The organism is Martinezella sp. CNPSo 3959, from assembly GCF_057784355.1.
On sequence record NZ_JBXSOV010000005.1, the window covers coordinates 218,689 to 240,373 of the forward strand.

Annotated in this window: 19 protein-coding genes and 2 pseudogenes; 11 read left to right on the forward strand and 10 right to left on the reverse strand. The window is 61.0% G+C overall.

What is annotated here, in order from left to right:
* Positions 1–123: 123 nt before the first annotated feature.
* A complete protein-coding gene (locus AC13RE_RS14785) occupies positions 124–1,269 on the forward strand; it encodes an ROK family transcriptional regulator (protein ID WP_488563472.1) in 1,146 nt (381 codons plus the stop codon).
* A gap of 59 nt (positions 1,270–1,328) precedes the next feature.
* Here AC13RE_RS14785 and AC13RE_RS14790 read toward each other — a convergent pair.
* Positions 1,329–1,499: pseudogene (locus AC13RE_RS14790) on the reverse strand (5-formyltetrahydrofolate cyclo-ligase); the annotation flags it as partial.
* A gap of 118 nt (positions 1,500–1,617) precedes the next feature.
* Between AC13RE_RS14790 and AC13RE_RS14795 the strand changes: the two are divergent.
* A complete protein-coding gene (locus tag AC13RE_RS14795) occupies positions 1,618–2,523 on the forward strand; it encodes a LysR substrate-binding domain-containing protein (protein WP_488563473.1) in 906 nt (301 codons plus the stop codon).
* 52 nt (positions 2,524–2,575) lie between these two features.
* Positions 2,576–3,697, forward strand: a complete 1,122-nt coding sequence (locus AC13RE_RS14800; protein WP_488563474.1) for an HPP family protein — start codon at positions 2,576–2,578, stop codon at positions 3,695–3,697.
* A 64-nt stretch (positions 3,698–3,761) separates the two neighbouring features.
* On the opposite strand, the gene AC13RE_RS14805 is transcribed toward AC13RE_RS14800, so the two are convergent.
* On the reverse strand, positions 3,762–3,869 hold the full coding sequence (locus AC13RE_RS14805) for a DUF488 family protein, N3 subclade (protein ID WP_488563475.1): 108 nt from the start codon (positions 3,867–3,869) through the stop codon (positions 3,762–3,764).
* Positions 3,870–4,924: 1,055 nt separating this feature from the next.
* On the opposite strand from AC13RE_RS14805, the gene AC13RE_RS14810 reads away from it, so the two are divergent.
* The 8 genes and pseudogenes from AC13RE_RS14810 (at position 4,925) to AC13RE_RS14845 (ending at position 14,623) form a co-directional block, all read left to right on the forward strand.
* Positions 4,925–5,809 carry a helix-turn-helix domain-containing protein gene (locus tag AC13RE_RS14810; RefSeq protein WP_132721332.1) on the forward strand — a complete coding sequence of 295 codons (885 nt, stop codon included), beginning with the start codon at positions 4,925–4,927 and terminating at the stop codon, positions 5,807–5,809.
* 308 nt (positions 5,810–6,117) lie between these two features.
* The gene (locus AC13RE_RS14815; RefSeq protein WP_488563476.1) at positions 6,118–6,537 is read left to right on the forward strand and encodes a hypothetical protein; all 420 of its coding nucleotides are present in this window, start codon (positions 6,118–6,120) and stop codon (positions 6,535–6,537) included.
* 137 nt (positions 6,538–6,674) lie between these two features.
* A pseudogene (locus AC13RE_RS14820) lies at positions 6,675–9,041 on the forward strand (YadA family autotransporter adhesin); the annotation flags it as partial.
* Between the two features lie 60 nt (positions 9,042–9,101).
* The gene (locus tag AC13RE_RS14825) at positions 9,102–12,164 is read left to right on the forward strand and encodes a YadA-like family protein (RefSeq protein ID WP_488563526.1); all 3,063 of its coding nucleotides are present in this window, start codon (positions 9,102–9,104) and stop codon (positions 12,162–12,164) included.
* 7 nt (positions 12,165–12,171) lie between these two features.
* The gene (locus AC13RE_RS14830) at positions 12,172–12,747 is read left to right on the forward strand and encodes an invasion associated locus B family protein (RefSeq protein WP_132721326.1); all 576 of its coding nucleotides are present in this window, start codon (positions 12,172–12,174) and stop codon (positions 12,745–12,747) included.
* Positions 12,748–12,760: 13 nt separating this feature from the next.
* Positions 12,761–13,450 carry a hypothetical protein gene (locus tag AC13RE_RS14835; RefSeq protein ID WP_488563477.1) on the forward strand — a complete coding sequence of 230 codons (690 nt, stop codon included), beginning with the start codon at positions 12,761–12,763 and terminating at the stop codon, positions 13,448–13,450.
* Positions 13,451–13,452: 2 nt separating this feature from the next.
* The gene (locus tag AC13RE_RS14840) at positions 13,453–13,926 is read left to right on the forward strand and encodes a DUF4189 domain-containing protein (RefSeq protein ID WP_488563478.1); all 474 of its coding nucleotides are present in this window, start codon (positions 13,453–13,455) and stop codon (positions 13,924–13,926) included.
* 187 nt (positions 13,927–14,113) lie between these two features.
* Positions 14,114–14,623, forward strand: coding sequence for an invasion associated locus B family protein (locus tag AC13RE_RS14845; protein ID WP_488563527.1), 510 nt, complete (start codon positions 14,114–14,116; stop codon positions 14,621–14,623).
* 75 nt (positions 14,624–14,698) lie between these two features.
* Here the strand turns inward: AC13RE_RS14845 and AC13RE_RS14850 are convergent, their stop codons facing one another.
* The 8 genes from AC13RE_RS14850 to AC13RE_RS14885 are packed head-to-tail and all read right to left on the reverse strand — an operon-like array spanning position 14,699 to position 21,684.
* Positions 14,699–15,643, reverse strand: a complete 945-nt coding sequence (locus tag AC13RE_RS14850) for an ROK family protein (RefSeq protein WP_488563479.1) — start codon at positions 15,641–15,643, stop codon at positions 14,699–14,701.
* Positions 15,640–16,365 carry a ribulose-phosphate 3-epimerase gene (locus AC13RE_RS14855; protein WP_488563480.1) on the reverse strand — a complete coding sequence of 242 codons (726 nt, stop codon included), beginning with the start codon at positions 16,363–16,365 and terminating at the stop codon, positions 15,640–15,642. The genes AC13RE_RS14850 and AC13RE_RS14855 overlap by 4 nt, the downstream gene beginning before the upstream one ends.
* Entirely contained in the window at positions 16,362–17,189 is an 828-nt protein-coding gene (locus AC13RE_RS14860) for an alpha/beta fold hydrolase (protein WP_488563481.1), read from the reverse strand. The genes AC13RE_RS14855 and AC13RE_RS14860 overlap by 4 nt, the downstream gene beginning before the upstream one ends.
* Complete coding sequence (locus AC13RE_RS14865; protein ID WP_488563482.1) at positions 17,189–18,007, reverse strand: sugar phosphate isomerase/epimerase family protein; 819 nt, start codon at positions 18,005–18,007, stop codon at positions 17,189–17,191. Before AC13RE_RS14865 ends, AC13RE_RS14860 begins: the two co-directional genes overlap by 1 nt.
* Positions 18,007–19,083: a Gfo/Idh/MocA family protein gene (locus AC13RE_RS14870; protein WP_488563483.1), complete on the reverse strand. Its 1,077-nt coding sequence runs from the start codon at positions 19,081–19,083 to the stop codon at positions 18,007–18,009. The genes AC13RE_RS14865 and AC13RE_RS14870 overlap by 1 nt, the downstream gene beginning before the upstream one ends.
* Before the next feature lie 11 nt (positions 19,084–19,094).
* Positions 19,095–19,913: a sugar phosphate isomerase/epimerase family protein gene (locus AC13RE_RS14875; RefSeq protein ID WP_488563484.1), complete on the reverse strand. Its 819-nt coding sequence runs from the start codon at positions 19,911–19,913 to the stop codon at positions 19,095–19,097.
* A 5-nt stretch (positions 19,914–19,918) separates the two neighbouring features.
* Entirely contained in the window at positions 19,919–20,755 is an 837-nt protein-coding gene (locus tag AC13RE_RS14880; protein ID WP_488563485.1) for a carbohydrate ABC transporter permease, read from the reverse strand.
* Positions 20,752–21,684 (reverse strand): carbohydrate ABC transporter permease, encoded by a 933-nt coding sequence (locus AC13RE_RS14885; RefSeq protein WP_488563486.1) that lies wholly within the window; start codon positions 21,682–21,684, stop codon positions 20,752–20,754. Before AC13RE_RS14885 ends, AC13RE_RS14880 begins: the two co-directional genes overlap by 4 nt.
* Between the last annotated feature and the right edge of the window lies 1 nt (position 21,685).

Consider the following 21,685-nt stretch of genomic DNA (forward strand, 5'->3'; position numbering starts at 1 on the left):
ATAAACCGGCAATTCCGCTTGTGCTGATACAAGCAGACATTCCTCCATTGCCATGTGCTATTGCATACCGTATCTTCCGAGAAGCGACAATAGTTAATTTACAAAATTAATTTAAGGATCATCGTGCGCGGCAACCCTGGTACCTCCCGAGCCCTTAACCGGCGGCTCATTCTCAACCTGCTGCGAAGCCGTGGAGCGATGCCGCGTGCCGAAATCGCCACGGTCACGGGCCTCAGCCCGGCGGCGGTGACTTTCGTCGTCACGGAACTGGTCGAGGAAGGGCTCGTCGTCGAGGGAAAAGCGCAGACCGGCGCGACCGGGCGGCGGCCCGTGCCCGTCGATATCAATTATGATGGACACCTGGCTGTTGGCTTCAAGCTCCGCCACGACAGCATCGACTGTGTCCTCACCGACCTCGCCACAACGCCGATCGCTTCATTCGAGATGCCCGTGCCGGACACGCTGCCGGACACGATGGTCGAGGCGATTGTGGCGGCAATCCCGAAGCTTCTTGCCGATGCCGGCCGCACGGGGTCTCCGGTCATGGGGGTTGGCGTTTCCATTCCCGGCGAGGTGGATGCGGTCAACGGCATCTGCGTCCAGAGCCCGCGCTTTGGCTGGCGCAATCTTGCCTTTCCCGAATTGCTGCGTGAACGGGTCCATGTCCCGGTCTGGATCGACGACGACATCAGCGCCTTCACCGTCGCGCAGCGGCTCTTCGGTGCGGGCCGCAACTACAGCAATTTTGCAACGATCGCCGTTGGTACCGGTGTCGGGTCTTCGCTGGTTATGGGAGGGGAGATCTATCACGGAAGCCACGGCCTGGCAGGAAAGCTCGGTCACGTCATTACGGTTCCGGGCGGCCGACTTTGCGAATGCGGGAGACGGGGTTGCCTCCAGGCTCACACAGCCGAGGCTGCGATGATTGAGGACTGGGGCCGGCACAGAGGCGCAAAGGCCAATCGCGACGAATTCGCAGCGGCAATCGATGGCGGCGATCCGGCGGCTCTCCAGGTCATGGCGGAGGCGGGGGAGCTGATTGGGCGCCATCTGGCCGATCTGGTGAACCTGTTCGATCCCGAGGTTCTCATTGCCGGCGGCGAAGCCATGCAGTTCGGTGAAGCGATTCTCGAGCCGATACGGCGTTCGATGGCGAAATATATCTTCTTGAATACGCCGGAAATACTTCCTGACTGGGTGCCAGGTTCGTGGGCGCGGGGGGCTGCCGCCCTTGCGACCCAGCATTTCTTTGATCTGGATGTTGAATGAGGCTGCTGCGCGGATCGGTCTGACATATGCCGAGCGAACCGGTTGTTGCGCAGCGGAGATCATAGACAGCGCGGCTCCGCCTGCGTGATGATCACATCCATCGGAATGTCGTGAGCGAGCGGATGGATGGTGTCGATCCCCTGCGATTCGAAGCCGACGCCGATGACCAAAGGCTTGCGCTCGAGAGCTACGATGGTTCTATCGAAAAAGCCGCCGCCATAACAGAGACGATTTTGATATTCGTTCCAATGCTCTCGGTCCGGGCAGGCCAGACATGCTTGAGCTGCGAGAATGATTTTTATATAGGGAATGATAAGGTGGCTTAATTCCTGAATCGAGATCTTTTCGTTGGACCTTTCATCGATCGAAATATTTCTGGCGGTCGCAAGCGATCGCAGTGTGACCAAGGCCGCGAAAGCCGTGGGACGCGTGCCGTCGAACGTGACGACGCGCATCCAGCAGTTGGAGGACGACCTCGGCGTCCTGCTCTTCAGCCGCGACGGCAAGAAGATGACGCTGACAAAAGAGGGCGAGACGTTCCACGTCTATGCCAATCGCCTTTCGGCGCTTGCTCTTGAGGCGCGCCAGGCGGTCAGGCCACGGCGCCCAACGGGCACCTTGCGCTTGGGAACGATGGAGAGCACGGCTGCAAGCCGGCTGCCCGCGGCGCTCAGCAGGTTCAATCAGATGTGGCCGGATGTGTCGCTTCAGCTGGCGCTGGGCGCTTCCCGCGATCTTGCCCGAGATGTTCTGCACGATGTTCTGGACTGCGCGCTGATCGCCCGGCCGCCGAAAGCGATGCTGGATGAGGATCCAGATTTCGCGGCTGAACTCAGGCAGCTCGAAGCCGAACCGGTATTCGTCGAGGATCTACTGCTGCTGTTGCCATCCGGGCATCCTGCGATCCGATCCGCCGCCGATTTGCGGGTCGGATCGATTGCCGCTTTGGAGCCCGGATGCACTTATCGCAAGATTGCAGAGGGCTGGGCACGCAGGTCGAGCGCTTTGCCGACGACCGAACTTGGTTCCTATCATGCCATCCTGGCCAGCGTAGCGACCGGCAATGCAGCGGGCGTCATGCCAAGGTCGGTTCTCAATCTCATGCATTGGCCGGTGGCCTCGGCGACGCATCAGCTCGCCATCGTCGATACGGTTCTGATCTCTCGCAAAACCGATCGCCCGAGTTCCTTCGATGCGTTTCATGAAGTCCTCAGCGCTACCAAGGGAAAGAGCGTGTCGTCGTTGCCGAACTAGCCGGCGTCCTGCCGTTCATCCTCGAGAGATTCTTCCTTAAACTGGTTCCATCATGCAGCATTCAGAGCCCCAAAAGGCCGGTTCCAGCCGGTTCCGCCTATTTTCCCCGATCCTCGCCGGAGCCACCTTGCGCGAACGGCTGATCGCCTGCCTTGGCGCCTTGATCGGCATTGGCCTTACCGGAGTCATCAGCGGTTATCTCTTCGGGCAGGGGCCGCATCTTCCGCTCATCGTCGCGCCGATGGGAGCGTCCGCAGTGCTGCTTTTTGCGGTTCCGGCAAGTCCGCTCGCCCAGCCGTGGTCGATCATCGGCGGCAATACTATTTCGGCCATGATGGGCATCATTGCCGCCTATCTGATCCACGATCCGATCATCGCGATCGGGATTGGCGTCTCGCTTGCAATCGGGGCAATGTCATTTACGCGATGCCTGCATCCGCCGGGCGGCGCGGCGGCGCTGACCGCCGTTCTCGGCGGCCCGGTCGTTGCGGGCTGGGGCTTTCTGTTTCCATTCGTACCGGTTGCCTTGAATTCCTGCATACTCGTCGGCCTCGGCCTGGTGTTTCATAAGCTCTCCAGGCGGAACTATCCGCATGTCGCCGCAAAACCAACCGAAAATACCCATCAGACGCGCGATCTGCCGTCGCCTTTGCGGGTAGGCTTTCGCGAGGAAGACGTCGATGCCGCCCTCGGCGTGCTGGACGAGACCTTCGACATCGATCGCGCCGACCTCAGCCGCCTCCTGCGGCAGGTTGAATTGCAGGCAGCGGTGCGATCGCATGGAGATATAAGCTGCGCCGACATCATGTCGCGCGATGTCGTCGCCATTGACGAGCACGCAGAGCCGGAGCACGCACGGCATCTTCTGCTGAAACACAACATACGCACCTTGCCCGTGAGGGACGGGGAGGATCGCCTTATCGGTACGGTCGGCCTGCGCGAGCTCTCGCGAGGCCTCGACACCATCGCGCACGCCCTATCGAAACCGGCGGTTGCCGATGCTGGCGATCCCGCTTTGTCGTTGTTGCCCGTTCTGACGGACGGGCGAACGCATGCGGTCATCGTCATCGATGCCGACCGGCGCGTCCTCGGTCTGATATCGCAGACGGATCTTTTGAGCGCCATGGCACGGCTCCTGCCGACGAAGGACATTCCGGCACCTGTGGTCGCCTGAATACGGCGGAGGCAGTTATCGCTACCATCGAGCGCTGCACCTGACGCGGCGTGACACCGCCGGCCTAGTTCTTGCTGATGCCGCGAGGCCATAGACGGTCGGCCAGGATAGGCTTGCCGTCGCCGTCGTCCGCGGGTTCGTAAATTCGCTTGATCCGTAGAGACACATCCATCGCCTTTCCGGGCCGCCGCCAGCTACCGATGATAACATCAGTCGGCAAGGGCTTGGCTGATGATCCGGAGATCGGCTGCTTTGCATCTTGCTAGTCGCAGCGTGGCATGATTGCCAGCGATTCGCAGTTCACCTCAATCCATCGGACGCATAGCGTTGGGCGCGCGCTTGATCTCGGCGATAGACGTTCGCGGATTGGTTGACTTTCCCTCATCCGATCGCGTCGACTTGCATCAATCGTCGGCACGGCGATGCTGTGGCCTTATTTATGGCTGTTTCTGGCGGTCGATGAGCATCAGAGATTTGCCGGAGTGCTTTGAAGTCCCTTGTCTAGGCCACAGAATAACTTCCGCTTTTCTTGTATATATTATGCCGCGGTTGGGGAGTTGACCAATGATATAGAGTTAATGACTGTAATCAAGTTTGCCTTGCTTGCAGCATAGCAATAGTGTGGTTTGATGTGGGCTCTTGAAAATCCCCGAGCATCCTTTCAGATTTATTTTGCGTTGGGAATGTGATAGCTGACATATATTACGACTGCGAGAGTGAGAATGGTAGAATTCAAATTTAGCGAGCCACCTCAGGGAAGTGCCGAGGACCTCTCAGGCGAGTGCCAACGCCAATTGCAGCCCATTGTCAGTGAAATCGTTCAGGCTGCAGCAGCAGCGGGATGGAACCAAGAGGACGTGCTTCTGGCGATGGCGGACGTCGCCTGGGATCTATACGAGAAGCATCGAAGCGACACCTAGAGGTCGTATATCTTTCAGTCAATTTTCTACTTTTCCGGGAAATGTAGCCTGAAAGCAGATCGCTCCTCGCGGTGGTTTTTAGTATATACTTCATCAACTTAAAGATGAAATCGTCTGCTGGCATAGCATTTCTTCAGTATATGGATATCTGCTCTTCCAAACTCGTCAATTTCTACTATGTACTTTAACGCTATAGGCGGACTAGCGGGCATTGAGCCCGCCGTGCTGGGAAGCTAAGGTCTCGAATGAGTTGAGATCGGGTTCGCTGTTCGCATTCACAGATTTCGTTCGGGCGGGGCGATGAAGAATGAACTATACGGGTGAGGTCCGGGAACGGGCCGAACGATATGTGTTCGACATAATTCCTGAATATGCAGGACCGAGAAAGGCGACCGCCCGCGGGAGCGTTATCAATTCCGTACGCAATCCCGGATCGCAGACATTTCTCGCCAAAGAGCATGCGATGGGGATCGTGCTGGCTCCCATACGCGGCTTGCGCGCCTCTCTCGGCAGCGACCGAATCACCCAATATGATGCGCCCGTTGGATGTCTCATCATCAATCCGGCCGGCGTGGACAGCAGCCTCGCCTGGTCCGAAACCAGGAAGAATCTTGTCGTCGCCATTCCTCCCGACACTCTGTCAGAACTGGCACTTCAGGAGTTCGATCTCGCCGACATAGAACTCCGGCCACCTGCTTTCGGAACCGTCGATCCGATAGCGCTCGATATTGCGCAGAGGATTTCTGTCGAATTAACAGGGAAAGCAACTCCGAATGAACTCTTTCTGGATTCATTGGTTACGCTCTTTAGTACCCATCTCATCCGCAACTATGCAAGCAATATGAAACAGCTTCCGTCGCCAAGGGGCGGGCTCTCCGCCAAGAGCGCCCGTCGCGTTGAAGAGTATCTCCGTGAACATTTTACGGAAAAGGTTCACGTCGCTGAACTGGCAGCTGTCGCGGGCATTTCACCCAATCATTTCATCGTAAGATTTGCCAAGACATTCGGGATGCCGCCCCATCGCTACCTTATAAACCTGCGGCTGGATTTCGCGGAAAAGATGCTCGTCGAGGGTGAAATCCCCATTGCCGAAATTGCCTACCTGACCGGATTTTCAGATCAAAGCCATTTGGCGACAACGATGAAACGATATCGCGGCAGGACGCCGACAGAGCTGCGGTTCGAGCGTTGACCTGCCGAGCTTGCGTACTAGTCGTCATCCGTATGCAACCGACGTTGACCTCCGCGTTGCCTGAAACATCGCTTCCTCGCGAAGTCCGTCTTCAGGCCGCTATTTTTCGCGGCAATAACGCGGAACAGCCTCCGACCGGGAAAACCTCTGCGCGAAAATGAAACAGCCATAGGTAAGTGTGGCAAAGTGGCTACACCCGCAGCCGGCTAGGCAAAAACCGTAATTTTCTAAAAAAAATCCGGAATTTTATAAAATACGCTTGCGCTGAAATAAGGCCATCTTCCCGGACAGTAATCATCCGGTGCTCTATGGACATTCAATTCCCTGAATTTGAAATCTTTGCTCCGAAGATCGAGGTAGCCTGGACTGCCTTGCAAGACCGATATGCCAGCCGCTTGAGCGGCGCGGAGGTCGATTATCTATTTGCCTGCCTGGTCTACGGTTTGACGTCTCCGGCTTATGGAGAGGGGGAGCCACTATTCCATTTCGATGTGTGCCGCGCCCTGGTGAGGATGAAGCTTTCCCCTGACCGGGCGGATGCTGCCTTGTATTCCGTTCCGGACCTGACGCAGCCATGGGTCGATACCGTGCGCGAACAGCTCGAAAGCCAGGCCGCTAAAATGGGTCGCGCGCTTCTGCAAGCGCATAATTTCAACGACGACGCAGCCGCAGATGCGGGTCCAAGCGTGCTTGGTCGTCCAGATAGCAGCGAGGAGAAAGCAGCATGAACGAGTGCGTTGGGGAACATCTGCAGACTAAATCTCGTAGCGGATTTGTTGAAAGCTTCATTTCAGCCGATCGCACCGATCGGTCGCTTCGCCGTCGCCTGATGGCCGTACTGCGGATGGCCTCTCGTATTCTCGGCATGCGCCGCAAGGACATAGGCCCCGGTTCGTTAGGCGCCGGCGGGAGCTTGCGTTCGGCAAGCGTGATCGGCGGCCTCGCCACGCTCACCGCGCTCGGCCTTTTCTCGCCTGCGCAGGCGCAATATGCTGCCGGCGGCGGAACCGCGTCAGCCGCCAACGCCGTCGCCATCGGTAACGGTACCCAAGCCAATGGCCTGGAGAGTGTGGCGTTGGGTACCTCCAACAGCGCAACGGGCAACGCTTCAATTGCCATCGGCTACTCGATGAGTGTCAATGGCCTCAACGCCATAGGCATCGGTGTCTTTGCGAACGCGACCGGCGTCAACGCGCTCGCCGTCGGCGGAAACGCCCAAGCCACTTCGGATGCAGCATCGGCCTTCGGCGTGAACACCACCGCAGCCGGCAGCGGGACCGCCATTGGCTCCACAGCCACTGCTGCCGGCTTTGGTACCGCGGTGGGATCAACTAGCAAAGCAACCGGCGGCAACGCGACCGCGGTGGGAGCGGGCAGTACGGCATCCGGCGGCAACGCGACGGCATTGGGAGTGGTCAGCCAGGCAACCGGCGGCAACGCGGTCGCTATCGGCAATGGGGCCACTGGTAGCGGCACCGCCGCCACCGCCGTCGGCTTGTCGAGCCAGGCAACCAACTCCAATGCCGTCGCCGTCGGCAGTTTAAGCCAGGCGACAAATAGCGCGGCCACCGCCGTCGGAAACGGCGCCCGGGCCGCGGGAGACAGCTCGCTCGCGCTCGGCACGCAGGCTCTCGCGATCGGCAGCAGCACCGTTGCGGTCGGACAAGGCGCTGGCGCCGGTTCGACTGTCGGTAATTCCAGTTCGGTTGCGATGGGCATCGCAGCCGGCACGCTCGTGAGCGGCGCACAGAACACCGCCATCGGCGGCGGCATTCCCAGCGTCATGAGAGGTGCCGGCTCGGGCGTCTCCGGGACGCGCAACCTCGCGTTTGGAAGTGGCGACGGTGCTGTCGCTTACGATGCCACCCTAAAGGCCTCCGCGGGTAGCCTCGTCACGGGCAACGACAATATCGCGCTTGGAACCAACGCCGGTATTGGCGTCAGCACTAATAATACGACGTCGATCGGCTACAACGCCAAGGCCTCGAACACCAATTCTATCGCTCTCGGTACGACAGCGGCCGCATCAGGAACCAACTCGCTCGCAATTGGCCCAACCACCGTTGCATCGGGAGCCTTCGGCGTCGCCATGGGTAACCAGGCACAGGCGCTCGCTGCTGGTGGTGCTGTTGCGATAGGCTCGGGCGCAATCGTTGCCGCCACCGGGACGTCCAGCGTCGCGCTCGGCAACAATGCAAATGCCGCAGGTGTCTTATCGGTTGCCACGGGTGCCGGCGCCAATGCCAGCGGCGACAATTCCACCGCCACGGGACGACAGGCTGTCGCCAGTGGCACAAATGCTTCCTCGTACGGATCTGGAACGAAGGCGACGGGAAATAATTCTCTCGCCGCCGGCGTCAGCGCCAACGCCAGCGGGGCCGCGAGCACCGCACTCGGCATCGGCACCGTGGCTAGCGGCGATAGTTCGGCTGCCCTGGGCTTCCAGGCCAGCGTAACGGGAGCGCACGCGGTCGCGATTGGTTCTGAAGCCAAGGCCGCTGGTAACCGTGCGTTCGCCGGTGGCCGTTTGGCCAATGCTGAAGCGGACGACTCTATCGCCATTGGCACGGTGACCGTCGCGACAGCAGCAGCCTCGACCGCGCTCGGTTCGGGCGCGGTGTCAGAAGGCATAAACGCGATCGCCATCGGCACCGCTGCCGGCTCGCTCAGCGATGATTCCGTCGCTATCGGCACGGGCGCGATCGCCGATGGCGGTCAAGCCGTCGCAATCGGCTACGGCAACACTGCTTACGGCGACGGCGCGGTCGCGATTGGCGATCCGAGCTATGCCAGCGGCACCGGCGCCTTCACCGGCGGTGCCAATAACATCGCCAACAGCGATGGCACGGCAAGCGCCAGTGCGTCCAACCAGGCGGCCGGCGCGGTCGCGATCGGCAACAACAACAAGGCAATCGGCCAGGGCTCAGTTGCACTCGGCAACGGTTCTACCGCGGGCGCTTCCGGTTTTGTCGGCAACGTCGCTTTGGGTAATGGCGCAACGGCGACGGCTAGCTCCGGCGACGTAGCCCTTGGTTCGGGCTCGTCGACCCTTGCAGCAGTCGGCACCGCCAGCGGGGTGGTCAACGGCACGACTTACGCCTATCAGGGCATCAATCCGGCTTCGACGGTCAGCGTCGGCGCACCGGGTGCCGAGCGTACCATCACCAATGTCGCAGCGGGCCGGGTCAGCGGGTCGTCCACCGACGCGATCAACGGTTCGCAGCTCTTTGCCACCAACCAGGCGGTCGACGCCATCGGCACGACGGTCAACAATATCAACACGGGTGGCGGCATCAAGTATTTCCATGCCAATTCGGCGGCGGCGGATTCGTCGGCGACAGGTGCGGAATCAGTCGCGATCGGACCGCTCTCGACCGCGGCAGGGGCGAATGCCATCGCGGCCGGCAACGGCGCGAGCGCCTCCGGCCTCGACGCAACGGCGTTCGGATACATCTCCAAGGCGACGGGTGACTACAGCACCGCCATCGGCCCCAATGCCAATGCGACGGCGACCTCCAGCACCGCGATCGGTCAGAACGCGTTTGCAACCGGTGTTCAGGCAGCCTCTCTCGGCGCTGGTGCGAATGCCGGCGCTCAGAACGCGCTCGCACTGGGCGCTCTCTCCTCCGCAGTCAATGCCGGCGATGTCGCCCTTGGCTCGGGCTCGGTGACCACCACAGCGGTCGGTACCGCAAGCGCGGTGATCGGCGGCAATACCTATAATTTTGCCGGCACGACACCTGCCTCGACGGTGAGCGTTGGCGCACCAGGCGCCGAGCGCACCATCACCAATGTCGCGGCGGGCAGGCTCAACAACGGTTCGACGGATGCGGTCAATGGCTCGCAGCTCTTCGCGACCAACCAGCAGGTCGACCTGAATACGACGGGCATCACCAATCTCAGCAACATCGTCAACAACATCAACACCGGTGGCGGCATCAAATATTTCCATGCCAATTCCACCTTGCCGGATTCCCAAGCCCTCGGGACTGATTCGGTTGCCGTCGGCCCGAACGCGGTGGCGAACAATGCCGGTGATGTGGCTATCGGCCTGAATTCTCAGTCCGGTGCGACGACGGCGGTTTCGGGCGCAACGGTGGGCGGTACCGCCTACACCTTCGCAGGCACGACGCCGGCCGGCGCCTTCTCCGTGGGATCCGCCGGTGCCGAGCGCCAGATCCAGAATGTCGCTGCCGGCCAGCTCAATGGCGGCTCGACCGATGCCGTCAACGGCTCGCAGCTCTTTGCCACCAACCAGGCGGTCGACACTCTTAACACGACGGTCACCACGATCGGCGGCAACCTGACCAATCTCGGCAATACGATCAACAATCTCGCCGGTGACACATCGACGACCTATACCGATGCAAACGGTAAGGGCATCCGATATGTGCGCACCAATGACAGCACGCTTGCCGTCAGCGATTCCTCGGCGCAGGGCGTCGGTTCCACTGCGGTCGGCTATAACGCGACCGCTACGGCAGGCGATGCCCTGGCACTTGGAAGACAAAGCCAGGCCATCATCCAAGGCGGGGTCGCCCTCGGCTCCGACTCGGTTTCCGATCGTCCCCTGGCACCCACCAGCGGCCAGATTGCGGCTGGCCCAACGAACTTCATCCAATACAATACGACGGATAAAACCCTTTTGGGCGCGGTCTCGGTCGGCACGAGCACGTCCTATCGGCAGATCATCAACGTTGCGGACGGCACCAACGCGCAGGACGCCGTTACGGTTCGCCAGCTCCAGGGTGCCATCGCTTCGGTGGCGACAACCCCAAGCAAATACTTCCATGCCAATTCGGCGGCGGGTGACTCGCTTGCTGTGGGCGCCGAATCGGTCGCGGTCGGCCCGACGACCGTGGTCAACGGCGACAACGGCATCGGTATCGGCAATGGCGCCGTCGTCGACCAGGTTGCCCCGGGCGGCACGGCTATCGGCCAGAATGCCCATGTCATGCTGGCCGATGGCGTTGCCCTCGGCACGAATTCGCTGGCTGCGGGCGTCCAATCGGTGGCGCTCGGCGCCGGCGCGCAAGCCAACAACATCAACAGCGTCGCTCTCGGTGCACAATCCGTAACGACCGTGGGTGCTCAAGCCGGCTATACTGGCTTTGCCGTTACAGCCCCGCAGACTTCCGTCGGTGAAGTGTCGATCGGCTCGGCCGGCTCGGAGCGCAAGCTGACCAACCTGGCCGCCGGTTCGGCCGATACCGACGCCGTGAATGTCAGCCAGCTCAAGGGTCTTGGCACCAATATCACCAACCTGATCGGCGGCGGCACGACGGTGAACCCGGATGGGTCGATCACCGGTCCGACCTATAATGTCCAGGGCAACAACTACAACACGGTCTACGATGCCTTCGGCGCGGTCAACAACACGCTGACCAACATCACGAGTGGCGGCGGCATCAAGTATTTCCACGCCAACTCGACGCTGGCGGATTCCACCGCCAGCGGCACCGATAGCGTTGCGATCGGTCCGCAGAGTGTCGCCAGCGGCGTGAGCAGCCTGGCAGCAGGACTTGGATCTACGGCGACGGGGCAGGGTGCGGTTGCCCTCGGCCAGGGGGCGCAGGCCAACAATGCCAATGATGTGGCCTTGGGCTCTGGTTCCACAACACAGGCGGCCGTCGCTACCACCGGCACCGACATCCAGGGTCAGCACTACAATTTTGCCGGAACCGCGCCAGTCGGCACCGTCAGTGTGGGGGCTGCAGGGGCCGAAAGAACCATCACGAACGTCGCCGCCGGCCGTATTTCCTCCGACAGCACCGACGCTATCAACGGATCGCAGCTCTATGCCACCAATCAGGCGATCGACAGCCTGCAGACCGGTGTCGGAACGATCACCAAGAACGCCGTCACCTATGACCTCAATCCCGACGGCAGCAAGAAGAACAGCATCACGCTGCAGGGCGGTGATGTGAACTCGCCCGTGGTGATTTCCAACGTCGGCAAGGGTGTCGCTCCCACGGATGCGGTGAACGTTGCCCAGTTGGGTGACAGCATCACTCAGGTCAAATCCTATACGGATACGGCTGCCGCTACCACACTGGCCTCCGCCAACAACTACACGGACCAGAAGTTCGGGCAATTGAACCAGGAGCTTGGGGACGTCCGTTCCGAGGCAAGGCAGGCGGCCGCAATCGGACTTGCAGCGGCATCGCTTCGTTATGATGACCGTCCGGGCAAGGCGAGCGTGGCTCTCGGTGGCGGTGTCTGGCGAGGCGAGGGCGCGGTGGCCTTCGGCGCCGGTTACACCAGCGAGAACGGCCGCGTCCGGGCGAACTTGTCCGGTACGGCCGCCGGCGGACACGTGGGTGTCGGCGCTGGCGTCAGCTTCACTCTGAATTGAGGCTGTCATGGTCAAAGGAGCGCTTCTCGGCGTCCCGACGTTCCTGATGTGCACGCTCCTGTTCGGCTCGATGGCGGCCGGACAGGATGCCGCCTCCCCCGCGTTTCGTATAAAACCTTCCGAGGTCGTTGTTCCCGGGGAGGTGAAGCTTGGCGACTATCAGCGGACCATTCGTCCCTTCGAGAACTGGACGCTGATTTGCGACGAAAATCTCAAGATCCGCCAGCGGGTCTGCAATGTTACCCAGATCATCGAGAACGAGGCCGGACAGGTCGCATTCAGCTGGTCGCTCGCCGCGACGAAGAAAGGCGACCCCTATATGATCTTGCGCGCTGCCCCGGTTGCCAAAAGCGACGGCGGTATCCTGTTGCAATTCGAGGGCCGCAAGGAGCCGATACAGGTCCCGTTCAACGGCTGCAACAACACGGTGTGCGTCGGCATGCTGCCGGTCGGACCCGTCCTGCGCGAGCAGATTTCCAAGAATACCGCGCCAACGGTTTCCTATCCTACCGCGGATGGGAGAACGATCAGCGTGACCGCAAATCTCAAAGGCCTTTCCACAGCCGTGAAGGCGATAAAGTGAAGGATGGATTTCAATGACCCAGCAATCAATTCACGATCGCATCATGTCGCGAAACACCAAGAATGCCGCAATCCAGAACCTGGCGGTCGAGCAAGCCGAGCCGAAGCGAAGCTGGCGAAAGACCGCCGCTCTTTCAATGCTGGCGATCGCAATCGTCGCCGCTGGCGGCTATGCCGCCGTCCGATATGATGTCTTGGGTAATCTTCTCTCCCAGCCGGCGGTCGCCGCAGCGAACGACGCCAATCAGGCCCTGCCCGATACGCCGTTCCTGCAGCACGCCAAGCAGGCCGGACTGCATTCCTGTTCGACGATTTTCCCGGTTCTCGGGCAGCTGTTGACCAACGGCACGCAGTACAATGTCCAATCGGTGTGGAACAAGGAGGCAGCCGACAAGCATGCCGTACAAGCGCTTGTCGGTATGAACTATGCCACGCAGGGCTATAGCGGCCCGGCCGCCGGCATCGTATTTGCAGCACCAGTCGCATCCGGCTGCGAAGGAGCGATGGTTCGCGTCGCACCGTTCACAATGTCCTGCCCGGAAGTTTCGGCCAAGTTCCCGAACGGAAGCAAGCTCGTCAACAATCTCGACCAGGTCGGTGTCTACCAGCTCGGCAACGATGGTGGCGATGCCATGCTTTTACCGACAGGAAGCGGCTGCGTTGTCATTTCCGTGGCTTCGGCAGCAGGAAAGCAAGGGAGCTAAAAATGAGATTGAAATCCGCGATTTCAGCGATAGGCATGCTTCTTGTCTCCGCCGCCCATCCGTGGGCTGCCGATCTCTTCACGACAGAGCAGCCGCCGGCTCCCCCGCCTGACGAGCGCGGCATATGGGCAGCCATCGCCTATTCCGCGCCTGATGAAAAATACGGCTTCTTCTGGGGAGCCGACAAGCGCCAGGAAGCCGTGGATATCGCCCTCAAGCATTGCGAGCGGGATAAGGGCAAGAGCTGCGTCGTCGTCAGTGTCTTCCGCAATCATCGCCACTGGGATGACGACGATAAGACCGGCTTTCCATACAATCATTGCGGCGCGCTTGCCATCGGCAAGGAAGGCGGCAAGCGCCTCACGCCGTGGGGTGCGAATTCGGCGCCGACACGCCGCGAAGCCGAAGATCTCGCGCTCAAGGCATGCGAGGGCTCCGGCTCCCGCTGCAGTGTGCGGGAGTGGGTATGCACGTGAGCGCTTCCGCGCGAGATCGTCCTTGGGCGCGCCGGTTCGCGTCGAAGGGTGGTTGCCGACGCTAGCTCTTCATCCTGGCCTTTGCGGGAACGATTGCATAAGGTCGCATTTCAAAGCTGAGAGATCTTATCCCTTGTCAAATTCCGCATTCATTTCACTTCGGACAGTCGGCCGCATATCTTATGCGGTGCTCGCCTTCATCTCCGCGAGCTTTTTGGCGCCCGTGCCTTCGGCCTTCGCCCAATCGGCGCTGCCAAACGGCGCATCCAGCCTGCAGGAGACCTATCAGGACTGGCATGTTGCGTGCAATCAACGTGACAAGGCACCTTCTTGCGCGCTCTCGCAGGATCAAACCCAGCAGAATGGCCAAAGATTGCTCGCTGTCGAAATGCAGATGCGTCCCGATGGCAGTGCACTTGCGACGCTGCTATTGCCGTTCGGAATTGTCCTCGACTCGGGCGTCACGCCGAATATCGACGATCAGCCGCCCTTGAAGCCGGTGCGCTTTCGCACGTGCCTGCCGAACGGCTGCATAGCTTTGCTTCCGATCGATGCTCCGACACTTGCCAAATTGCGAACCGGCTCCCGCTTGAACCTCAAGGTTGTTGCCGATGGCGGCAATGCCTTGGGCTTCCAGGTGTCGCTACAAGGCTTTTCAGCGGCTGCCGATCGTGTTGTTGCATTGGCCAACCGATAGGAAGTGCACGGTGCGGGCGGCTCGCGCCGAAGATCCGATGAGCTATTTCTTGGACAGCGAGCTGTCTGCCAGCAGCTAGCCGTCGAAGATGAGGCTGGCCGCGCCGATCAAACCGGCATGGCGCCCGAGTTGTGCGGCAACGATCGGCACGTCGCGATAGGCGGGCATGGCGCGCTCGCGAACTGTCATCACCATTTGATCGTGCAGAAGATCGAAGCCATGCGAAATTCCTCCGCCCATGACAAGCACGTCGGGCGAATAGAGGTGAAGCAGGTTCGTAAAGCCGATCCCCAGCAAGCGCGCCTCGTCAGTCAGCAGCGCCAATGCATCAGCATCGCCCTCTCGCGCGGCTTCAACGACGTGTCGTCCGGTTACATCGGCGTTGGCGGCGAGCTTGCGCAGCACCGATCCGTCTGATGGCCTGGTGCGGGTCGTTGCCCGCCTGCCGAGTGCCGTGCCGGAGGCGACGGCCTCAAAGCAGCCGACCGCTCCGCAAAAGCAACGTTCGCCCTCGTTTGTGATCGTCATGTGGCCGATCTCGGCAGCCAGACCGCGCCTGCCATGCAGAATTCGGCCATCGGCAATCACTCCACCGCCGATACCGGTCGATACCGTGACGAACACCATCGAATCTGCCCCGCGACCGGCGCCATATCGCCATTCGCCGAGCGCTGCCGCGTTTGCATCGTTTTCAAGCCGCACAGGCAGCCGGAAGTGGCCGTGGAGAATGTCCGCCAATGGAACCTCATGCCATCCGACGAGCGTCGGGGCGGCAATCACGACACCGGCGTCCGGGTCGAGTGGACCGGGAGCACCGATCCCGATCCCGATCGGCGAAAGACCGGGTGTCTCCGCCAGCACCGTTTCGGCCAGCTGTTCGATCTGGCGGATGACGGCGGCGGGGCCACCGGCCGCGTCCGTCGATAGCGACGAGAACGACAGAAGGCATCCCGCATCATCGATAAGCGCGGCGCGCAGCTCCGTTCCACCGAGATCGAATGCAAGAGCGACCTTTTTCACGAAACCCGGCTCTCCAGTCCATGCAGCCAGGCGATCCGGTCGCCAAGGTTCCTGTCGCCGAATGCCAGCGACCCGAGAACGACCGTCTGCGCGCCTGCTTGGCGCAGAAGTGGCACTGTTTGTTCGCGAATGCCGCCATCGGCGGCGAGTATGATCTGATCTTCGCGGCCTGCCTTCCTCAGCAGGGAACGCGCTTCGATCAGGCGGTCGCAGGCCTTTTCGGAAAGGCTTTGTCCCTTGACCCCAATCGAGGTTCCGAGCAGCGTCACAAAGGCGACATGATCGATGAAAGGCTCGATCGCCGAAACGGGCGTTTCCAGCCGCAGCACCACGCCGGCTTCAGCACCAAGCTCCTTGGCGAGCGCAATGGCCCGCAAGCCTGCATCGCCGTTCTCGGCGTGGACGCTGATCAAATCCGCGCCCGCTTCTATGAACTGACGCGTCTGCTCCTCGACGATCTCAGCCTCGACCATGAGATGGACGTGGATCGGCTTGGCGGTCGACTTGGCGATGCGCGCGACGAAATCTGGAAAGAACAGGAAGCCCGGCGTAAACCGTGCATCGGCGACATCGATATGATGCAGGTCGACATAAGGCTCTATACGCTTGAGGTCGGTTTCCATATTGGCAAGATCGGCCGACCAGAGCGAGAATTCGCCCAGCAGCCTGTTGCGGGGAAGCGCTGCGATGGCCGCCGGGCCGGAAAGGGGTCTGGACGTCATGATGGAACGAAGCTCCGGAGTGTTTTGGATGCGAGAAAATGCGCGATGGCACCTTGGACCTCGGCAAAATGCCTGTCTTTGTCGATGGCCTTGGCGGTGACTTCGACAAAGCTCGCGCCTGGAATGACAGTAGCGAGCGTCTGCGCGCAGGAGAGCGGATGGATCGCATCCTGTCGGTTGCCGATAATGAGGGTGGGCACGGCGAGGGCGGCTGCCGCTGCCTGTGGCACATCCGGTCCATCTGCGGCGATATCAGCCAGAACGGAGGCAAAGACAAGAGCATCCGGTCGGTCGAAATAGCCGAGCAGGGAAGAGAAGTTGTCCGGCGCTTCCGTCTCGATCCGTTGCCCGGTTTCTGAGACGATAAAGCGGCTTCTGGCCTCCTCGACCGGGTACGAGCGGATCAGGGCCGCAACGGCCCGGATCGGCTCGAGATTGTCGGGCGATGCCTCGAAGGTCCAGGCAGGGCGTACGAGAACGAGGCCGGCGACCCGATTGGCGTGATGATGGGCAAGATGCAGGGCAATGGCCGCGCCCATCGAAATGCCGCCGATGATGAAGCGGTCAAACCCGTATTCGGTGGCCGCGGCCAAAACGTCCTCGGCAAACATGCGGATCGAAAAGGGTCGGGCATTGCCGAGCGAGGATTTGCCATGTCCGCGGCATTCCAGCGTCAGTCGGTGAATGCCCACCGAAGCGGGAACATTCTGTGCCACCTGCGCCTCATCGCCACCCAGGCCGTGCTGGAAGACGACCGGAAGCCCTTTCCCGTCCTCATGGACAGCAAGTTCCGCATCGTCACGTTTGAACGATTTCTGTCCCATCAGATCAATGCCTTGAGAAAACCGGCGACGCCGGCCGCTTCGGATGCTGGAAGGCCATGCGTCACGAGCGGCCCGTCGAAATTCACCGAGCGCAGTCGCGCGATGAAATCGGCAAAATCCACCACGCCTTGCCCGACGGTCGCGAAACGGCCGTCGCCGTGACGATCCTTGGCGTGCGCCAGGGCGATATGGCCGGCGGAGATTTCAACCGCCTTTTCGACGATCGCCCGCGCTTGCGCCCGCGTCGCCTGCTCGAAAAGATTGGCCGGATCAAGCACGATACGCAGCCGTCGCGATCCCATCTCGCCGATCAGCCGGCGGGCATCACGTGCCGACGTGACGATATTGGCCTGCTCCGGCTCGATACCGAGATCGATGCCATGCCGCTCCGCCAGCTCCAGGGCCTTTGACATCTCCGCCGCCATGTCGGCCCAGGCGGAAGCATCGCCATTGTCGGGATGATGTGCCCATTGGTCGTTCGGGTCGCGCGTTCCGGTGCAAAGCGTCACCAGCGGAATCGAGAGTGCGGCCGCCGTTTCGATGATGACAGCGAGCTGGGCGAGGCCCGATCGGCGAACGGCAATATCGGGGTGAGCCATGTTGTAGGTGCCCGACAGGGCTACAAGTGGGATGCCGGTCGCTTCGACGGCCGCCCGGATCGCTGCGAGCGTTTCTTTCGAAATGGTATCGGGCATAGACGGGAGCCCGCAGCAGGCGAGATTGAACTGCGCGCATGCGTAACCGCTATCCTGCACGGCCGAGAGAACGCCGAGCGGCTCCGTTCCGGGAAAGGTCTTGGCGAATATGCCGATTTGCATCAGACCGCTCCCGAAACCGATGCGAGTTCGACACGCTCGCCCCGTTCCACCGATCGGGCGATCGCCACCATTGCGCGGATGGAGGCCAGGCCGTCCTCGACATTGGCGCCGCGCATCGGCGCGCCCTTCAACGCCGTATCGGCGAGCCCCTCCAGCTGCCGGCGGAAGAAATGGCCGTCGGCGCCGAGCGGCTTCCGGCTCGTTGCATCCTTCTCGTGGAAGATTTCCACTTCGCTCGCGCGGAAGTACCAGGGATTGAAGGTCTTTGCGAGAACCGAGCCGTTTTCGCCGTAAAGCTGGAAGCCTTCATGCCAATCCATACGCACGGCAACGGTCAGGTCCAGATGGCCGAGGGCGCCGTTGGCAAACTCGGTCTCCACGAACCAGCAATAGGCGCCGGCGCGTTCCAGAAGCCGGGCGCGAACGGCGATGATCTCGCCGCAGAAAAAGCGTGCGGTGTCGACCAGATGCGAGCCATGCGCCAGCATGAAATATTGCCGGAGATCGGCCTTGGGATTGCCTGAGGGCTTGCGCGCAAGCTTGCTGGTGACGGGCAGGGGCTGTACCGCATCGGTATTGGTATAGCGGTGAGTGGAATCGCAATACCAGGCCTTCATCGCAAAGATCTGGCCTATGTCATCGCGCACGAAATCGCGCGCCGCCTCGAGTGCCGGATCGAAGCGCTTCATGTGCCCGACCTGCAGGATCTTTCCGGATCGGCGCACGGCCTCGGCAAGCTGCTGCCCTTCCTCGACCGACACGCCGATCGGCTTTTCGCAGAGCACATGCTTTCCGGCTTCCAGCGCCTTGATCGACATCGGCACGTGATAGGCGTCGGACGTCGCGACGATTACGGCCTCCAGCTCGGGATCGGCCAGCATGGCGTCATAATCGCCGTACATCTTCTGCGGCTCGTAGGTCGCGCCCATGCGGGCCAGAAGATCGGGGGCCGCGTCGCAGATCGCATAAAGATCGGCATTCCTCGCCTTGACGCAGGATTCCAGATGCGCGAACTGTGCGATCGGCCCGCAGCCGAGGACTCCCACGCGAAGACGGCGGCTTTCCTTTTCGATCATGGTCTTCTTCCTTATGCCCCATAGCCGCGCATGGTTTGGCGATTGGCTTTGACCGCGGCGGCAGGGTCGGCGCCGGCCGTCTCAGATTCCTCTTCCAGCACCAGCCATCCATTGAAGAGCGGAGCTGTCGAGATCAGGTCGATCACGGCCGGCGTATCGAGAACGCCCTCGCCGAGCATCGCCCATCGGCCCTGTGCATCGACATCCTTCAGATGCAGGTAGCGGATACGGTCCTGATAGGTGCGCATCGTATCAAGCATGTCGGGATGCCCCCGCAGAATATGGCCGGTATCCGGCACCCAGCCGACCAGGCTTGGGTCGAGGAGTGTGAAGATGCGGTCGTAATCGGCACGGTCGAACAACAGCGTATTGTGATGCGAGCTCGGATGCACGGCGACCTCGACGCCGGCGATCTTGCCCAGTTCTCCGGCGCGATTGTAGAACTCGCCGGCAATGGCGAACTTCTCGTCTCGTGGGCCTTCGGAAACGACGGTTGCCGAGCCGATGGAAACGAGTGCGCCCGGAAAATGCGCGGCATAATCGATCCAGCGCTTGGCCGTCGCAAGGTCATCGTTCATCGCGTCGGCCACCGTAAAGCCGCTCTTCGAGCCGAAGGCGAAGGAGACGAGCGTCAGGCCGCGATCCCTCAATGCATTCGCGAAGGCATGCGGGTTTGCCGCATAGCGGCCGATCATGGTGTCGGTGATTTCGATGCCGGAGTAACCGCCTGCGGAAATCGCCGACAGCAGATCATCGGCCGTTCCTGTCCAGGCATTGCCGAGCATTTCCCATGTGAACGTCTGGCAGCCGACTTTTATGTCCTTGCGCATTCCCGCTATTCCTTGATTCCGCCTTGGGTCAGGCCTTCGATGATGTGTCGTTGGAAGAAGAGCACCAAAATGATGAGCGGCACGGTGACGACAGCCGATGCTGCGGCGATGTCTCCCCAGGGCACATAATATTGGTTGGTGAAATTGGCGATGCCGACCGGGATCGTCTGGCTGTCGCTGTCCGAGGTGAAGGCCAGTGCGAACAGAAATTCGTTCCAGGCAGTGATGAAGGCAAGCAAGCCGGTCGTGACCAGGCTCGGCAATGACATTGGCAGGATGATATGCCAGAGCAGGCCGACCGGGCCGACGCCGTCTATGCGGGCTGCCTCGTCGATTTCGCGTGGAAGCGTTTCGAAATAGCCGAACAGCACCCAGGTCACCAGCGGCAGCCCGAGGGCAAGATAGGTGATGATCAGCGCGGTATAGGTATCCAGCAGCCCGAGATCGGAGGCGATGAGGTAGAGAGGTCCGACGAGCGCGATCTGCGGAAACATCGATACCGAAAGGATGACCGTCAGGATGCCGAAGCGCCCCTTCACATCGAGGCGCGACAGCGAAAAGGCAGCCAGCGAACCGACGATCAGGCAGAGAGCGGTGGTCGCAAGCGAAACGATGAGCGAATTCAGCACATAGTGATGCAGGCCCTTTTCGACGAAGGCGTTGTAGTAATGCTCCAGCGTGAACGGGTTCGGTATGAGCGAGGGCGTCCCCTCGGTCAATGCCTTGTCGAGCTGGAGCGATGTCGAAAACTGCCAGATGAACGGGCCTGCGGACCAGATGAGAATGAACAGGGCGCCGAGATAGATGAGGATGTTCTGGAAGACTGAGCGCTCTCCGGTCATGTCGTCCTCCTGATCTGGCGCACGAGGAACACGCAGAAGCCGATGGCGATCAGCCCCTCGGTGATGAACATGGCGGTCGAGACCGCCGAGCCATAGCCGAACTGAAGCGTCGAAAAGAGCACCTTGTAGGACAGCGTCGAAAGGGTCTCGGTGGAATCTGCCGGACCGCCGCCCGTCAGGACATAGACGAGATCGAAGACGCGGAAGGCATCGAGAGCACGGAAGAGTCCGGCGATCAGCAGCGTCGGCATCAGGAGCGGCAGGCGGACATGCCAGAAGATCGTCCAGGCGCCAGCACCATCGATGCGTGCCGCTTCGATCAGCGATTTCGGAACGGTCTGCAGCCCGGTCAACAACAGAAGCGCCATGAATGGCGTGGTCTTCCACACATCGGCAAGGATGATCGTCGTCAGCGCCGTATCGGGCGAGCCGTACCAGTTGACGTTCTGGTCAATCAGCCCGGCATGCAGAAGGATGAAATTGATGATTCCGTGCTGGCCGTCGAAGAGCCAGCCGAACATTTTCGACGTCACCACGGTCGGCATGGCCCAGGGCACGAGCATGGCGGCGCGGACCATGCCCCGGCCGGCGAAGGTCTCGCACAGGATCAGCGCCATTGCCAGGCCGATGAAGGTCTCGAGCAACGTCGAGATCAGCGTGAACCAGATCGTGTGCCACCAGGCATTCCAGAATGGCGGATCGGCCAGCAGCTGCACATAATTGGCGATGCCGACGAAATCATTGTCCTGGGTGATCAGCGAGCGGTTGGTGAAGGATAGATAGACGCCATTAATGATCGGATAGAAGGACACCGATGCCAGAGAGAGGAACGCCGGCAGCAGCAACAGCCAGGGCCAGAGGGCGCTTGACGGCGCCCTCGACTTGCCCGGGGTTTGCTCGGAAACGGCAGCCGTCATGGTTACTGCCATG

Bases quoted from the DNA above. Each gene is read 5' to 3' on its own strand.
- AC13RE_RS14875 (WP_488563484.1), bottom strand. From the start codon at position 19,913: ATGCGCAAGGACATAAAAGTCGGCTGCCAGACGTTCACATGGGAAATG.
- AC13RE_RS14805 (WP_488563475.1), bottom strand. From the start codon at position 3,869: ATGGATGTGTCTCTACGGATCAAGCGAATTTACGAACCCGCGGACGAC.
- AC13RE_RS14855 (WP_488563480.1), bottom strand. From the start codon at position 16,365: ATGACGTCCAGACCCCTTTCCGGCCCGGCGGCCATCGCAGCGCTTCCC.
- AC13RE_RS14885 (WP_488563486.1), bottom strand. From the start codon at position 21,684: ATGGCAGTAACCATGACGGCTGCCGTTTCCGAGCAAACCCCGGGCAAG.
- AC13RE_RS14865 (WP_488563482.1), bottom strand. From the start codon at position 18,007: ATGCAAATCGGCATATTCGCCAAGACCTTTCCCGGAACGGAGCCGCTC.
- AC13RE_RS14815 (WP_488563476.1), top strand. From the start codon at position 6,118: ATGGACATTCAATTCCCTGAATTTGAAATCTTTGCTCCGAAGATCGAG.
- AC13RE_RS14870 (WP_488563483.1), bottom strand. From the start codon at position 19,083: ATGATCGAAAAGGAAAGCCGCCGTCTTCGCGTGGGAGTCCTCGGCTGC.
- AC13RE_RS14835 (WP_488563477.1), top strand. From the start codon at position 12,761: ATGACCCAGCAATCAATTCACGATCGCATCATGTCGCGAAACACCAAG.
- AC13RE_RS14810 (WP_132721332.1), top strand. From the start codon at position 4,925: ATGAACTATACGGGTGAGGTCCGGGAACGGGCCGAACGATATGTGTTC.
- AC13RE_RS14840 (WP_488563478.1), top strand. From the start codon at position 13,453: ATGAGATTGAAATCCGCGATTTCAGCGATAGGCATGCTTCTTGTCTCC.
- AC13RE_RS14860 (WP_488563481.1), bottom strand. From the start codon at position 17,189: ATGGGACAGAAATCGTTCAAACGTGACGATGCGGAACTTGCTGTCCAT.
- AC13RE_RS14830 (WP_132721326.1), top strand. From the start codon at position 12,172: ATGGTCAAAGGAGCGCTTCTCGGCGTCCCGACGTTCCTGATGTGCACG.
- AC13RE_RS14880 (WP_488563485.1), bottom strand. From the start codon at position 20,755: ATGACCGGAGAGCGCTCAGTCTTCCAGAACATCCTCATCTATCTCGGC.
- AC13RE_RS14800 (WP_488563474.1), top strand. From the start codon at position 2,576: ATGCAGCATTCAGAGCCCCAAAAGGCCGGTTCCAGCCGGTTCCGCCTA.